The sequence below is a fragment of the Lysinibacillus sp. CNPSo 3705 genome, assembly GCF_028674935.1.
Taxonomy (GTDB): domain Bacteria; phylum Bacillota; class Bacilli; order Bacillales_A; family Planococcaceae; genus Lysinibacillus.
The window spans coordinates 20,959-36,343 of record NZ_JAQZSD010000017.1; the positions used below are offsets into that span (position 1 = coordinate 20,959).

Consider the following 15,385-nt stretch of genomic DNA (forward strand, 5'->3'; position numbering starts at 1 on the left):
GCAGGTAAGTTGTAAACCTTCAAAAAATCTCAAGTATATAAAGTGCTTGAAGGCTGGCAAACCCCGTGATGAGTCGTGCAGATTTTTTTATCTGTAGGGAGATTAAGAATGCCCCATTTTTGAAACGATTATATAAAGGTTTACGTACATATGAAGTAGGAAAATGATTAGTGTGTTAAACTAGTGTCAAGCAGATAGAAGGTGGGAAATTACATGTCAGTAATAAATTTATTAAATGAAGATTTACAAGCAAAATGGAAGTTTGAAGAGCCGATGAAAATTCAAGAGGAAATGATTCCAGCAATGCTTGAGGGCAAAGATATTGTAGCCGAGTCACCGACAGGGTCGGGGAAGACTTTAGCTTATGTACTTCCTTTATTAAATAAAGTAAACGGTTCAAAAAAACAAACACAAGGACTTATCGTAGCGCCATCACAGGAGCTAGCAATGCAAATTGTAGAGGTTATCCGTGAATGGACAGCAGGTTCTGATATTACGGTTCAACAACTAATTGGTGGTGCGAACTCTGCACGTCAAATAGAAAAGTTAAAGAAAAAACCGACGATCGTTGTAGGTACACCTGGCCGATTAAATGAATTAGCGCGTGCTGGAAAACTAAAGTTAAAAGAAATTGAAACAGTTATTTTAGACGAGTGCGATCAGTTACTAAGTCGTGAATATCGTGTTGTCGTAAAATCCTTTATCGAAGGGTCAGCATATGGGCGACAAATAGTTGTTGTTTCAGCAACAATTACGGAGGAAATTGAATTAGTGGCTAGTCGTATGATGTTTGAGCCAGTACGCTTTAAAATTAAACCTGAGGATATGTTAAAGGTTGGTAAAGTTGTACACTCTTTCGTGAAAGTAGAGGAACGAGATAAAACTGATTTCCTACGTCGACTATCACATACAGAAGGATTACGTGCACTTGCTTTCGTCAACAATATCGATCAATTGCTAATGAAAGAAACGAAATTACAATATCGTTCGGCACCGATTGTGACATTACATTCTGACATGAAGAAAGAAGAACGTAAAAAGGCGTTAGATGCATTCCGTAAAGGTGACGCGCGTATTTTAATCGCTACAGATATTGCTGCACGCGGTTTAGATATTGAAGGTTTAACACATGTTATTCATGTTGATGTACCGAGAACAATTGAGCAGTATTTGCATCGTTCTGGACGTACAGGTCGTGCTGGAGCAGATGGTGAAGTATTAACGTTATTATCTTATCGTGATGAGAAAACGTACAAAAAATGGACAAGAGAAATTTCTGCGAAACCTGTACAGAAAATATGGCATGAAGGCAAGCTAGTGGAGGGTAATTCAAAAACAATTGGACAGAAGCGAGGTAAATAATATGACGTTTGAAGAAAAATTACAAGCATATGCAGAACTTGCGGTAAAAGTCGGTGTCAATATTCAACCTGGGCAATACTTATTAGTTAATACTTCCGTGGAAGCATTAGATTTCGCTCGTTTAGTCGTAAAAGAGGCTTATAAAGCTGGTGCAGGACGTGTTCATGTTAATTTTTCAGATGATGAAATGGATCGTGCTTACTTTGAGCATGCTTCAGAAGAAGAATTTAATCGTTTCCCAGAATGGGTAGTTAAAATGCGTGATGAAGTAATCGAACGTAAAGGGGCATTCTTATTGATTGATGCTGCAGACCCTGATAAATTAGCAGGTATTTCAGCAGATCGCCTAGCCACTCATCAAAAGGTATCGGGAGCTGCTCTGAAAAACTATCGTAACGCCGTAATGAAGGATTTAATAGCTTGGTCGATCGTTGCTGTCCCTTCACCAAAGTGGGCATCGAAGGTATTCCCAAACTTAGCGGCTAAGGAACAAGTACCAGCATTATGGGAAGCTATTTTTAAAACTGTTCGTATCGGTGAAGGCAATGCTGTGGAAAAATGGCGTGAACATGTAACAAATTTAGAATCTCGCGCGGCCCTACTGAACAATAAAAAATATGCGAAACTTCACTATACAGCACCAGGTACTGACTTAACAATTGCCTTAGCGCCACAGCATAAATGGCTTACTGGAGGTAGTAAAACGCCGGATGATACTATCTTTATTGCTAATATGCCAACAGAAGAGGTTTATACTTTACCAATGAAACAAGGTGTAAATGGCTATGTCAGCAATACGAAACCATTAGTTTATCAAGGGAATATTATCGATGGCTTTAAACTTACATTTGAAGAAGGAAAAATTGTTAAGGCTGAAGCACAGGAAGGCCATGATTTATTACAAGAGCTTATGAATGTAGATGAAGGCTCTTGCTATTTAGGTGAGGTAGCACTTGTACCGCATGAATCACCAATTTCAGCATCGGAGATTTTATATTTTAATACATTGTTTGACGAAAATGCATCGAACCATTTAGCGATTGGCGAAGCTTATCCAACTTGCTTAGAAGGTGGAAGAGATTTAGAAAAAGGACAGCTTGAAGCGTTAGGTGCCAATATTTCAGTAACACATGAGGACTTTATGATTGGCAGCGGTGAGATGGACATTGACGGTATTTTACCAGATGGAACTGTAGAGCCGATTTTCCGTAAAGGTAGCTGGGCATTTTAAGTTCTTCATTTGAAGAAAGGAGCTGAGCAGATGAAACGATTACTAAGCATAATTGGTGCAGCTATACTCATAATGGCATTAGGTGTTTCATCTGCTTTTGCTCAGACTGAAAACTACCTATCAATTGGAGATTCCTTGGCGGCTGGTCAAACGCCTTACCAACAAATTGATACAGGCTACAGTGATTTAATCGCCATGAAGTTAGGAATGACTGGGCAATTACATTTCTATACGAAGGAGCTCGCTTTCCCAGGCTTTACAACAACTGATGTCTTGAAACGAGTACAATCAGAAGAAGCAAGTGATTTACTAGCTAATGCAACACTTATTACTGTTTCGGCAGGTGCCAACGATTTACTGCGTCTAGTGCAGGTCAATCCAACAGCAGGTACGTTAGCTTTTGCACAGCTACAAACGGATTATGCATTAAACATTGCCAGAAAAAACATGGCGGAGATTTTAGAAGAGTTAAAAGTACGAGCACCTAAAGCAAAGGTCTATGTAATGGGCTATTATTTTGCTTATCCAAACGCTCATGCTACGCAAAAAGAAGGCACAAATGCACAGCTTGTAAAGCTAAATAAGATTTTACAGCAACAGGCAGAGCATGCTGGAGCAGTTTATGTAGACGTCTATAATGCTTTTGGGATAAACGCTAGAAACTTTTTACCCAATATCTCTGACGTCCATCCAAATTTTGAAGGCTATCGCCAAATGGCAAATGCTTTTTTACATGAATATAGCGGAAATAAAGCACTAGCCATTGCTTCAAGAGAACTGCCAAAGCCGAACCCTATGTCATTTGAGCACATATTAGAACAACTAGCAAAGGCAGAGCAGAAACAAAAAGCAAAAGAGCAAGAAAATGAAAAGCCAAAACCTACTGCGCGTGCCATTCAAGGTTTTACAGGATACGCTGCTTTTATGGAGAAGGTAAGAGCAACACGTTTTAATCATAACTATTTGTAACAGGGCATCGACAGTGATGCTCTTTTTTATGTTAAATATTTATAAAATTATAAGTGACGGAAAGAACAGTCGGAGCGACGGAAAGAATTGTCGTAGTGACGGAAAGAATCACTGAATCGATGGAAGAAACCCTCAGGGCGACGGATAACCAGCTCCCTTAGTTCCCCACGTTATGATGAGGAACCTATATCAAACTAATAAAAGGAAAAACAATCAATCCATCAGCCGTGATAAAATAAAAAAACAGGAGGCGCAAAGAATGAAAATATTTCATACAGCAGATTGGCATTTAGGAAAGCTTGTACAAGGCGTCTATATGACGGAGGATCAACATTATATTTTACAGCAATTTATGCTAGCGATTGATGAGGAAAAACCGGATGTTATCGTTATAGCAGGTGATTTATATGACCGTTCGATGCCTCCTATTGAGGCAGTGAATTTACTAAATGATATTTTGGCGGAAATTGTACTTGATAAAAAAATCCCTGTGTTAGCGGTTGCGGGGAACCATGATAGTGCAGGTCGATTGAACTTTGGCAGTAGTTTAATGAGTGATAGTGGATTACATATTAAAGGCCAATTTACGAAAGATCATGCGCCGATCGTTCTCCATGATGAGTATGGTGAAGTACATTTTCACCTCGTACCATATGCAGAGCCGGCTTCAGTACGGACTATTTTAGAGGATGATTCCATTCGATCTCATCAAGAGGCGATGGAAAAAATTATCGACCATATTGGGCAAAGTTTAGATCCAACAAAACGTAATGTTTTTGTAGGACATGCCTTTGTGACGAAGTATGGGGAAGAGGAAGCGAACACGAGTGATTCTGAGCGTCCTTTATCAATAGGAGGCTCGGATTGCATAAATGCAGCGTTGTTTAAGCCTTTTCATTACACAGCACTTGGCCATTTGCATAAAGCACATTTTGTGTTGAATGAAACGATTCGCTATGCCGGTTCTCCTTTGAAGTATTCATTATCTGAGCACTTACATGAGAAGGGCTTTTTAATAGTGGAGCTAGATGCACAAGGGGAAGTCACTGTCACAAAACGTAAGTTTATAGCGAGACGGGATTTACGTGTGGTAGAGGGCTTAATGGATGATTTATTACAATTACCACCTAGTGATGATTATGTATTTGTACGTTTAACAGATGCTACGTCAGTAACTTCGCCGATGGAACGTATCCGTACGGTGTTTCCTCATGCGATGCATGTTGAGCGCAAAGTAGCACGTCAAGACGTATCACATGAAATTCAGACGATCGAGACAGAGAAAATAGAAGACATCGATTTATTCCGATCATTTTTTACAGATATAATTGGCGTACAGCCAGATCAAGATACAGAACGTCTATTTACAGAGATGCTACAAGAATTATTAGATGAGGAGCGGGAGACAGTAAAATGAAGCCTTTAAAGTTAACGATTACTGCATTCGGTCCATATAAAAATACAGAGGTTATTGATTTTCAACAGCTTGGTGAACATCGTCTATTTGCGATTTCCGGAAAAACAGGCGCAGGGAAAACGACGATTTTTGATGCGATATGCTATGCACTTTACGGATCGGGTAGCGGTGAAGATCGTCAGGATACTGCTATGCTTCGAAGTGGGTTTGCGGATGATGATGTGTATACTGCCGTGGAGCTCGTTTTTGAAATGCATGATAGAGTCTATCAAATTTTACGTCAGCCTGGTCATATTAAAGCAACGAACAAAAGTGTCACTGGCAGGAAAATTGAACTGGCTGAAATCAAAGGAAACACGCTTGATTATAATATTGTAGAAAAGCAGCAAACGCTTGAGGTAGATAAAAAGCTACAGGATATAATCGGCCTCACAAAGGATCAGTTTAGTCAAATTGTTATGCTACCACAAGGTGAATTTCGCAAGCTGTTAACCTCAGATTCTACGAATAAAGAAGTTATTTTACGTAAAATTTTTAAAACAGATCGCTTTGGTGCGATGACAAAAAGACTTGATGCGAAACGAAAAGAGGCGGAAAGTGATTTACTGCATGCTCAACAATTAAAGGAGCATCTTCTTGGCCAAATTGCAGGTGCTTTACCACAGCGTTCGTCATCTTTATTTACTTGCATTACTACTAATACTGACAATATGCATCAGCTGAAGAAGGCTCTGGAAGAGGAGCAAACCTATTATACGGAATGTATACAATTGGAACTGCAACGCTATAAAGAGGCTTATGCGCATCATCAAAAAGAGCAGGAATTTTACAGCAGAGCGAAAACATTGAATGAGCAATTTGATGAGCAATCTAATCGTCAAAATCGCCTACAAGCATTGCTACAAGAACAAGATATATATAGCGCAAAAGAACGCGAAATTGCATTAGCAGAAAAAGCTGAGCGTCTAGTCATACTTGAGCAACAATGTATCGATTTACGTGCTGAGCAAAATCGTAAAGAACAATCCTATCAGCAAGCAATGACAGAGCAGAAAAATACAGAAGCTCAGTTAAAAATAGCGCAGGAAAAGTTTAACGTTGAAGAGGCGAAAGAACCTGAGCGTCAACTCGTTTTACAACAGGAATTACAGCTACAGGCATTATTACCGACGTTCGAGACGTATGAGAATAATCTGCAGCAACTGCAAATAGCTGAACAATATGTTGCAACAGCCAAGCTAGCAGTAGACGATAATAGTAAAATTGTAGAAACAGAACAAATGCAAGTTCAGCAGTTAACAAAAACAATTGAACAATATGAAAAACAACTGGAGCCGTATGAAAGTTATTTAGAACAGCTACCTAAGTTAAAAGAGCATGTATCATTACTAGCGCAAGTTGAAAAATACACAAGAGCTGTTGCAACGGCGGAGCAGGATGTAGCCACTGCTAATGACCATTATCAAGAAAGTAAGCAGGCTCTTCAAAAACTGGAACAACAATGGATTGCGAGTCAAGCAAGTATTTTAGCACAGCAACTTAAGGACGGAGAGCCTTGTCCAGTGTGTGGTAGTACAACACATCTTGAAACACATCGTGAGCGATTAGAGATGATTGAATTAGCAGAGGTGGAGGCTTTACGAGGAAAGGCTAGTACTGATGAGCGCAAGTTTTTAGAGAAAGAAGCTTTATTGAATTCTACAAAGCATCTTCTACAAGAGGCGCTAGAACAGTTAGAGACGAATGCGATTAATCAATCGAATCAAGCACAAATTGTAGCTTCGTTGCAAAACGTAGAGCAACAAATAACAATCTTAAAAGTAGTGAGCCATCAATTATCTGATGTACGTATGCAACAAAAGGATCATCGTGCGCGAATGGAGCAGCTACAAGAAAAGCAAATAAAACTTGAGCAATATTTAGTTGAGAAGACAAAGGAATTGACGAAACAACAAGCAATTGTGGAAGAGCAGCAAAAGCATATTCCGGAAAATCTTACGACGCTACAAGCATTGCAACAGGCCATCGCTCATATAGGATCACAAAAGCTTGCATTACAAACTGCGTGGAATAGTAGTCAGCAAAGTTTGCAATCTGCCAAGGAAGCCGCACATAATGCTAGAATGACTGCAGAAATAGCGAAACAGGCTTTTGAGGAATTAAAGCTGAAAATGGATGAAAAGCGCGAGCAATTTTCAGTGAGTATGAAGGAAGCAGGCTTTGAAAGCTATGATGAATTTGCTGCTGGGAAGCGTAGCACGTTGCAAATAGAAGCATTACGGAAATCTTGCCATGAATATGCACTACAAATCCACACATTACAGGTGCAAATTACTGAGGGAGAGAAGCATCTTAAAGGGCAAGAGAAGCAAGATTTAACGACCATGGAAGAAAAGTTAGAGATGCTTCGTGTCACATATGAGGAAGCTTTTAAAGTATTGCAACAAATGGAAGGATTTGCGAAGGCGTGTGCAAACTTTATCAAAAAGGTTGAGGAGACCGAACAGGAGATTCATTTACTTGAGAAAGAAGCGGGGCGAGTAAAGGAGCTCTATGCAATGTTAAATGGACAGAATGTGAAAAAGCTGTCTTTTGAGCGTTATATTCAAATCAATTATTTAGATAAAATTACAGAGGCGGCAAATGTTCGACTTTATCATTTATCCAACGGTCAATTTGAGCTACGACGTTCAGATCGTTTAGAAAAGCATGCCAAGCAAAGTGGGCTAGGACTCGATGTGTATGATGCTTATACAGATCAATTACGAGATGTCAAAACATTATCAGGGGGAGAAAAGTTTAATGCGTCTTTAAGTCTTGCCCTTGGGATGGCAGATGTCATTCAAAGCTTTCAAGGTAATATCCGTATTGAAACGATGTTTATTGATGAGGGCTTCGGTTCTCTCGATGAAGAAGCATTAAATAAGGCGATTGATACGCTTATTGATTTACAAGATTCCGGACGTATGATTGGCGTCATTTCTCACGTTGCGGAGTTAAAAGCTACAATGCCTGCTGTGTTGCATGTTGAAAAAGCAATGAACGGTCATAGTCAAACATATTTTGAAGTAAAATAACAAAGAGGCGTATCTCCGTTTGTTGGAAATACGCCTTGTTGTTATTTTTTTTTAGTTACGTTAGGATTTGTTCCTTTTTTTGCAGCGATTACTTTTTTGACAATGGGGATGACGATAGGTGCTAATTTTACAGCGGTTTTAACAACTTTAGATACTTTCACAAAATAACAGCTCCTTAAGTACTATGTGTTCAAGGAGAAGTTAAGATGAAACCTTATCGGACCACCCGAACAGCTTGAATAATATTCCAAATAACGACTCCTAATGAAACGAGAATATAAATTGCGAATGAAACAAACCAAATGATAAGAAAATTATTACTATCTGAATTTAGATCAAAATTGGTGTTGAATGATAAAGTTGAGAAAATAAAGACTGCAAAGAGAATTATACCGAATGCGACTGGGATTAAATGTGATATTAGTGCTCGAATAGAGTGCCTCTTTACGTCGCTATCTTTTGTCACAAAGTAAACAACTAATGGCACAATAAAGGGTGCAAATAAAATACTGAGATAACTAAAGGCAGATAATATTTTTTGGTTCTCCATAGTAGTACCTCCTTTTTTAATATTTACGCATGAAAAACGATAAAGTTTCAAAAAAAATGTGGAAGAGGTTGTAATCATAACAGTGTTTGCGTACAATGAGGTTGTTCAATTAAATTAAGATGTACGACCACAAGGGGAGCTGATGATGTCAGCTGAGACTGGGCACGTAATGCCTTGACTCTTCGAACCTGTAAGTTAACACTTGCGTAGGGATTGTGGATAGAAACCGACACTTTTACGATGTGAGGCTCTGTCCTGGCATCGTTTTTTATCTTTTGATGCCGGATAGGGACATATTTGCCAACTGATTTCTATTCCTGCTCTTGTATCCTACATCGGAACAAAGGAGAGAATATTATGGACAATAAAAAATTGTTAATGCTTGTGGAGATTGCGATATTCGCAGCGATTGGCCTTGTGCTCGATCAGGTTTCCTTTAAAGTATGGGCACAAGGTGGCTCTGTTAGTCTAGTGATGGTACCAATAATTTTAATAGCATTCCGCTGGGGCCTTATTCCAGGCATGACAACTGGTTTACTCATTGGTGTAATGCAAACAATGTTTGGTGCTACAATTGTGCATTGGCTACAAGGAACACTTGATTATGGTGTTGCCTTTACAGTAGTGGGCTTAGCGGCCGTTGTACGTCGACCGGTGCTTGAGGCTGCAAAAAATTTAAACAAAAAGAAAATGGCGCTTTATATTATTGTAGGAACTGTATTAGCAGGTTTTTTACGCTATGCAGCACATACCATTGGTGGCGCTGTATTTTTCGCAGAGTATGCAGGCGATCAAAATGCGTGGATTTATTCAATCATCTATAATGGAACATATATGCTACCAGCAACGATTTTAACAGCAATTGCCGGTGTTCTGCTATTTACGGCAGCACCTCAATTAATGCAGCGAAAATCATAACTATTATGCCCTTCACATGAGTGAAGGGTTTTTGTTTTGGCTGTTTTCGAAAAGATTGTTGCTATTCAACGAACGGAGCAGTTTACTTCCAATGTGTGCTATACATTTAAAGTAATAGTATGACTCGTCATGCTTGAAAAAATGCCGTATTCAGGAGGGGCTAATGGGGAAGGTATTCTACAAAAGAACTAAAGAGATAATTGTAGATGGTACTGTTTCCCACTGCTCCACTAACTACACTCACAGGTTCGTTAAAGGCTCGTTTAACTCAGCTTAGGTACTTGTTACTCAGTTCTAGTAGCTGTCAATTTCATTTTTTGCACATTTACCATTCCTCTACCAACCCAAACTCTGCTATGTTACAATTTCGATATAGAAAAAATTTAAAGTTAGTGAAAAAAATGGGAGGATTTGAGTTTTGAATAGTTATTATACAGAAGATATGAACGGTTTTAATTCAGGAGATATTTTATTTAGTGCTTTCTCGATTTTCGGGTTATTATTTTCTCTTATTCCATTTATTATTTTCCTTTGGTTTGCTATCAGTACAACTAAGCAATTAAAAAGGCAATCTTTATTATTGGAAGAAATCAATGAAAAATTAAAACGTTAACAAGGACTATAATCTCCTTTTAACAATCAAACCAATAGCCACCACGCTTAAATCTTAGGGACTTGTGCGTAATACTACTGCAAGTCCTTTTGTTATGCTTTCTCTATCACTCCTATAGGTATACACATGGCTCTGTAGCACCAATCAAACAAAAAGATGTGCTACCGCAATCTCATTATAACTTGCTTTATAAGCTCACACATTCATCTATCACCAATATGTTGTAAAATAAAGTGAGATACTGAAGACTTAGGAGATGTGTTAATTTGGCTTATATTCACGAGTTTGGAATAGTTGAATGTATTGAAAAAAATAAAGAGTATGCTAGTTATGAACCTGAAAAATATCATTGCATAGGTGTAGATGGGGACCTTTTTGATGAACTTATGTCTAAGGATTTTGGTGAAAAAATGAATCATCTGGAAACATTCGCACATAACACAAATAGACCTTATAAAAGCCTCGCCTATTTTGGAATAACATTGATACCGCCGAGTTCTCATAAACAATTTTTAAATATGGTTAGTGAAGTAAACGATGAGTACAAATCAGAGGAACTTGAAGAATTGATGAGAAAAATAGCTGAAGCAATAAAAGGAGATAGTTGGTTGATTCATTATGGTGTTTAATTTTGTCAATACATATATGTAAGATTAGAGGTGATTGTTCGATTAGAGCAATCGCTTCTTTTGCTAACGGAGCAGTTTAGTTGAAGAGTGTTGTTTAACTTGTTGTTCAACAATCGGGCAATATTATTGAATAACATTCTTTTATGAAAGTTCCCAAAAATTTATAACGAAGTCAGATACCATTTCCTGTGTAGAAACAAGGGGAGTCTTGATTTCATCTACAATGTACGAAAGCAGTTCAGTCCAAGAGTGTTTTTCAACAGAATTTTTATTTATCTGCTGCATGAACTTCCGCAATTCACGCATTTTTTGCGGATCCACACTTTCCTCCAAATAATTTTCTACATACTGGTTAACAAATGTAGCTTCATACAAACATTCCTCTAAAATCAAAGCGCAAGCTCTCGCTTTGCTATAATGCATAGGCCAATGTAACGATTACTTCATATACAAGTTAAAGAAATTCGCTCACATTCTCCAGCTTGTGTTCGTTTAATCACTGGTGTGTTTTTTATATTTCCACGGTAAAAGTACTGTAAATTCCAACACCCCGGCGAAAATTTGGTGATAAATTTTTGAGGATATCCTTATTGTTAATTCCGTGTATGCACATTTGTTCTGCTATGCTTTTTACAGGTGTATTTGTTATATGGGTTAATCTATACCAGTACTATAAAATGGTAAATAAAATAAAAATTAAAAATATATGTAAAATAAAAGGGAAATTATCCCTTATGTCGAATTAATATAGATGTACCATAAAAAAATTATATTTGAAGGAGTGTTGTTAAATGAATGGTAAAAAAATTCTAATCAGTTCTGCTCTCTCTCTGTCCTTATTGGTGCCTGTTGTGTCTGCTTCTCCAGCTTTTGCAAGTACAGAAAACACTGTAAGTTCTTCAACTCAATCTGATGCCTCAACTCGAGGGATCATTACTAGGGATATCCCTAAAAAAGAAAATACTTTTGCAAACTCTTTTACTGAAAACGGCGTTACTTGGTATTTAAAAGGTATCACCTATTCAGGTGGCTGGTACATCGGCCACTATGAAGCTAACGTTTAACATAAAAAAGTACATTTTGAAATGTTTTAAGAGCGATGATAGACGTCGCTCTTTTTTTTATTTAACTTTGCCCCGTTACCTTAATGATAGGGCTTTTTAATTTTGGCTGTTTTCGAAAAGATTGTTGCTATTAACATTGTTGCCTTATTACTATTTTTGTAATAATCACTAGGCAAGAACGTAGTATAAAAAATGTTATTTTGAATTTCATTAATAGCATTAACATATAAACCAATATGGGGGCGAAAAAATGGTTACTAACTCAGATAAGAATAAAGGATCAAAGAAGAGATTTGAAGAAATCCTTTCAGAAACTGGTGTGGCTAACGGGAACAGAATATATAGTAGATAATGAAACAGGAGTTCATTATTTATTTAGTTGGGGTGGATATGCAGGGGGAATCACCCCGTTGTTGGATAAGGACGGAAAACCAATAATAGAATCAAATAATGAATAACAGGGCTTTAGTTAAATATCCGATTTAAACATAAAAACAGAGTTGATTCTACACATTTTGTAGATTATTTCTGTTTTTATATTTTAACAGCAACAATCTAGCTAGCAAGGGATGAATTTTTTGAAAAGTATACATTGTTGATTGGAGTGGACTCCTCGGGGATTAGCGTCACAGATGAGACCATGCAGCGAGCATCGCGAGTGAAGCGGCTCATCGGACGCCCCCCAGGAAGCTCTGCGCGAAAGCGAAGCGTCAGCGGCAAATGTTTTAATCTGTGCGAAAGCGGAGCGGCAGCAACAAAGCGCTCAGCCGGAACGGAAATCAACTTCACGTTATGGAGATGTCGGCACTTTACAATTTATGATGACATATAATATTTAAAGCGTTTAGCGTTTTATGCAAAGAAAGTTATGTTATATTAAGTTGTAGACATTAGATGAAAGGGACGTTAAAAATGATTGTAAAAACGCAAGAAGAGATTGAAGCATTTAAAAAAATCGGCCGTATTTGTGCTGAAATTCGTGAGGCAATGAAGGCTGCTACAAAACCAGGTGTAACAACACTTGAATTAGATGAAATTGCAGGTCGTATGTTTGCTGAAGCAGGTGCAATTTCTGGACCTAAAGGGGAGTATGATTTCCCAGGCTACACATGTATTAGTGTGAATGAGGAAGTCGCACATGGTATTCCTGGTAAACGAGTGATTAACGAGGGAGATATCGTAAATATAGACGTATCTGGTTCACTAAATGGCTACTTTGCTGATACGGGCATTTCATTTGTAGTTGGCGAAGGCTATGAGGATAAAGAAAAGCTATGTCGCGTAGCTAAAAGTGCTTTCGATCGTGCAATGACAAAAGTAAAAGCTGGATCAAAATTAAACCAAATCGGTAAAGCTGTTGAGCGTGAAGCATATGCCAATGATTTAACAGTGATTATGAACTTAACAGGTCATGGTTTAGGTCGTTCTTTACATGATGAGCCAAATCATATTTTAAACTACTATGATGCTTGGGATTCAACAATTATGAAAGAAGGCATGGTGCTCGCAGTCGAGCCATTTATCTCAGCGAAAGCGGAGCATATTGTAGAATCTGGTGATGGCTGGACATTCATTACGCCAGACAAATCATTAGTCGCTCAAATTGAGCATTCAATTATCGTTACTAAAGACAAACCAATTATTTTAACTTCTCTAGACGAACAATAATAAAAAAGCTAAAAATCCTGCTAACCAATTTATTTTTGGTAGGCAGGATTTTTTTTAATAAATAATATACCGACAAGTAGCACTCCGCATAAAAACAAGGCTGCAGTTGTCACAAGTAGCTCATCGAAACCATTATGTAATGCGACCCCGATATAGGACCAGATAAATACACTTGGGTAGATAATATCAAAATAATGGAATCGAATATGTAGCGCTATTGCTGCTCCAATGGTCAGTAAAATAACTGCCCAAAGTGGATCACTAAGGCCAAGACCATTCCATTGATAAGATGTTAGCATGAAGCTTATATTTGTCATTAGGCTAAATGTAATCCATGCTAAATAAATCGAGAAGGGTATACGCCCGGTTAGTGAATTATTGCTAAGAGGGTACGTTTTGTACAACTTAAATAAATACAGTACTAAAACAAACGTACTGATAATTGACATGATAAATAGTTCGTGATGCCAAACAACAATTGCTAACGTCTGCATGATACATATGCTACTAAAGAGAACAGTCTGTTTAAAAGATGTCTTTTTTAGGTTCATGACTAACCAATAACCAAGTAACATGTAAACCACAATCCAAATGATATAACTAACATTAAATGGTGCAAATATTACTGGAAAACGATTTAAGATCTCTAAAAAAGAATGATCGTTTATTTTCATAAAATAGGATGAAAAGGTTAGGATGAGTGAGACAATAAAAGTGATTGTCATCAAAAAAAATCGAGGCATGGTTTCTCTCCCTTCGTGTTAAATTGTATAGGGAAAAGACAAATAAGTATAGGACTGAACATTATATTTTCATTATAACGGAAATTTCCAACAATGTATCGCGTGTTTCGTTAAAAATATCTACAATTTACCATTTGCGTAGTTATTCATATACTTCTTTAGTACAATGAAAATATTCGAATGTAAGGAGTGAAGTTTTAATGACTCAAAATTTAAATGATCTAGATTTATCAGTTAAACTGGATAAGAAAATGTATAAAAAGAAATTAAAAGTACTCCAATATGAAATGTTAAATGCCCAACAGTTTTTATTAAAAAATAAAATTGGCTTAATTCTAGTGTTTGAAGGTATGGATGCTGCTGGTAAGGGTGGCGCTATTAAGCGTCTCATTGAACGTGCTGATCCGCGTGGCTATGTCGTGCACCCAATTGCAGCACCTCAGCCTCATGAACTGCGCTACAATTATTTACAACGTTTTTGGCGAAAGCTGCCACAACATGGACAAATCGCTATTTTTGATCGCTCATGGTATGGTCGTGTATTAGTTGAGCGTATTGAAGGATTTGCAACAAATGAAGAGTGGTCTCGTGCATACGAAGAAATTAATAACTTTGAAAAAATTTTAACAGCAGGAGATTATATTGTTATTAAGTTTTGGCTTCATGTATCTGATGAGGAGCAGCTTAACCGTTTTAGAGAACGTGAAGAGGATCCATATAAGTCTTGGAAGCTAACTGATGAAGACTGGCGAAATCGCGAAAAAACACCTCAATATATAGAAGCTGCAAATGACATGTTTGCGAAGACCGATAAGAAAAGTGCTCCGTGGGTTCTAATACCAGGAGATGATAAAAAATATGCTCGTGTACAAGTGCTACAAGAAACACTAGCACATATCGAAAGTGAAGCAAAAAAACGTGGCTTACATTTAACGAATGTATTAGACACAGCACAGTTAGAAGATACGGAATCGTCTAGCCTTGAACTGCTAGAGGAGAAGCCTAAAAAACAAAAGCAAAAAGTGAAATAATGTTATAGATGCTGTAACAACAAGACGAGATGTTTTAGTTGTAGCAGCATCTTTTTTTACATACAATAAAGTAAAACTGCAATTAGTGGGTGTTTCTTCCATTGGTAAATGAA

The 15,385-nt window shown here is 37.6% G+C and carries 15 protein-coding genes and 1 riboswitch; of the genes, 12 read left to right on the forward strand and 3 right to left on the reverse strand.

Translation table 11 applies throughout. The features are described from left to right. Positions 1-213 precede the first annotated feature (213 nt). The 5 genes from PVA17_RS09560 (at position 214) to PVA17_RS09580 (ending at position 8,056) form a co-directional block, all read left to right on the forward strand. The gene (locus PVA17_RS09560; protein WP_132363398.1) at positions 214-1,362 is read left to right on the forward strand and encodes a DEAD/DEAH box helicase; all 1,149 of its coding nucleotides are present in this window, start codon (positions 214-216) and stop codon (positions 1,360-1,362) included. Between the two features lies 1 nt (position 1,363). Continuing rightward, a complete protein-coding gene (locus tag PVA17_RS09565; RefSeq protein WP_274067560.1) occupies positions 1,364-2,593 on the forward strand; it encodes an aminopeptidase in 1,230 nt (409 codons plus the stop codon). Between the two features lie 30 nt (positions 2,594-2,623). Continuing rightward, positions 2,624-3,562, forward strand: a complete 939-nt coding sequence (locus PVA17_RS09570) for an SGNH/GDSL hydrolase family protein (RefSeq protein ID WP_274067561.1) — start codon at positions 2,624-2,626, stop codon at positions 3,560-3,562. 259 nt (positions 3,563-3,821) lie between these two features. Beyond that, a complete protein-coding gene (locus PVA17_RS09575; RefSeq protein WP_274067562.1) occupies positions 3,822-4,979 on the forward strand; it encodes an exonuclease SbcCD subunit D in 1,158 nt (385 codons plus the stop codon). Then, positions 4,976-8,056, forward strand: a complete 3,081-nt coding sequence (locus PVA17_RS09580) for an AAA family ATPase (protein WP_274067563.1) — start codon at positions 4,976-4,978, stop codon at positions 8,054-8,056. The genes PVA17_RS09575 and PVA17_RS09580 overlap by 4 nt, the downstream gene beginning before the upstream one ends. Positions 8,057-8,270: 214 nt before the next feature. Here PVA17_RS09580 and PVA17_RS09585 read toward each other — a convergent pair whose 3' ends face one another. Next, positions 8,271-8,606, reverse strand: a complete 336-nt coding sequence (locus PVA17_RS09585; protein ID WP_274067564.1) for a magnetosome magnetite crystal formation protein family — start codon at positions 8,604-8,606, stop codon at positions 8,271-8,273. Positions 8,607-8,728: 122 nt separating this feature from the next. Next, a riboswitch (TPP riboswitch) is annotated at positions 8,729-8,837 on the forward strand. Positions 8,838-8,963: 126 nt separating this feature from the next. On the opposite strand from PVA17_RS09585, the gene thiT reads away from it, so the two are divergent. The 3 genes from thiT (at position 8,964) to PVA17_RS09600 (ending at position 10,766) form a co-directional block, all read left to right on the forward strand. Continuing rightward, complete coding sequence (thiT, locus tag PVA17_RS09590) at positions 8,964-9,524, forward strand: energy-coupled thiamine transporter ThiT (RefSeq protein ID WP_132363384.1); 561 nt, start codon at positions 8,964-8,966, stop codon at positions 9,522-9,524. Positions 9,525-9,942: 418 nt separating this feature from the next. Continuing rightward, positions 9,943-10,137 (forward strand): hypothetical protein, encoded by a 195-nt coding sequence (locus PVA17_RS09595; protein ID WP_274067565.1) that lies wholly within the window; start codon positions 9,943-9,945, stop codon positions 10,135-10,137. Positions 10,138-10,403: 266 nt separating this feature from the next. After that, a complete protein-coding gene (locus PVA17_RS09600) occupies positions 10,404-10,766 on the forward strand; it encodes a hypothetical protein (RefSeq protein ID WP_274067566.1) in 363 nt (120 codons plus the stop codon). Between the two features lie 141 nt (positions 10,767-10,907). On the opposite strand, the gene PVA17_RS09605 is transcribed toward PVA17_RS09600, so the two are convergent. Further along, entirely contained in the window at positions 10,908-11,159 is a 252-nt protein-coding gene (locus PVA17_RS09605) for a hypothetical protein (protein WP_132363378.1), read from the reverse strand. Positions 11,160-11,557: 398 nt separating this feature from the next. Between PVA17_RS09605 and PVA17_RS09610 the strand changes: the two genes are divergently transcribed. From PVA17_RS09610 to map, 3 genes are all read left to right on the forward strand, one after another. After that, positions 11,558-11,830 carry an LCI fold-containing protein gene (locus PVA17_RS09610; RefSeq protein ID WP_132363376.1) on the forward strand — a complete coding sequence of 91 codons (273 nt, stop codon included), beginning with the start codon at positions 11,558-11,560 and terminating at the stop codon, positions 11,828-11,830. Between the two features lie 236 nt (positions 11,831-12,066). After that, on the forward strand, positions 12,067-12,288 hold the full coding sequence (locus PVA17_RS09615) for a DUF6440 family protein (protein WP_483308015.1): 222 nt from the start codon (positions 12,067-12,069) through the stop codon (positions 12,286-12,288). A gap of 454 nt (positions 12,289-12,742) precedes the next feature. After that, positions 12,743-13,498 carry a type I methionyl aminopeptidase gene (map, locus tag PVA17_RS09620; RefSeq protein WP_132363372.1) on the forward strand — a complete coding sequence of 252 codons (756 nt, stop codon included), beginning with the start codon at positions 12,743-12,745 and terminating at the stop codon, positions 13,496-13,498. Positions 13,499-13,527: 29 nt separating this feature from the next. Here the strand turns inward: map and PVA17_RS09625 are convergent, their stop codons facing one another. Then, complete coding sequence (locus PVA17_RS09625; protein WP_274067567.1) at positions 13,528-14,241, reverse strand: hypothetical protein; 714 nt, start codon at positions 14,239-14,241, stop codon at positions 13,528-13,530. 200 nt (positions 14,242-14,441) lie between these two features. On the opposite strand from PVA17_RS09625, the gene PVA17_RS09630 reads away from it, so the two are divergent. Next, the gene (locus tag PVA17_RS09630) at positions 14,442-15,272 is read left to right on the forward strand and encodes a polyphosphate kinase 2 family protein (RefSeq protein WP_132363368.1); all 831 of its coding nucleotides are present in this window, start codon (positions 14,442-14,444) and stop codon (positions 15,270-15,272) included. Positions 15,273-15,385: the final 113 nt, after the last annotated feature.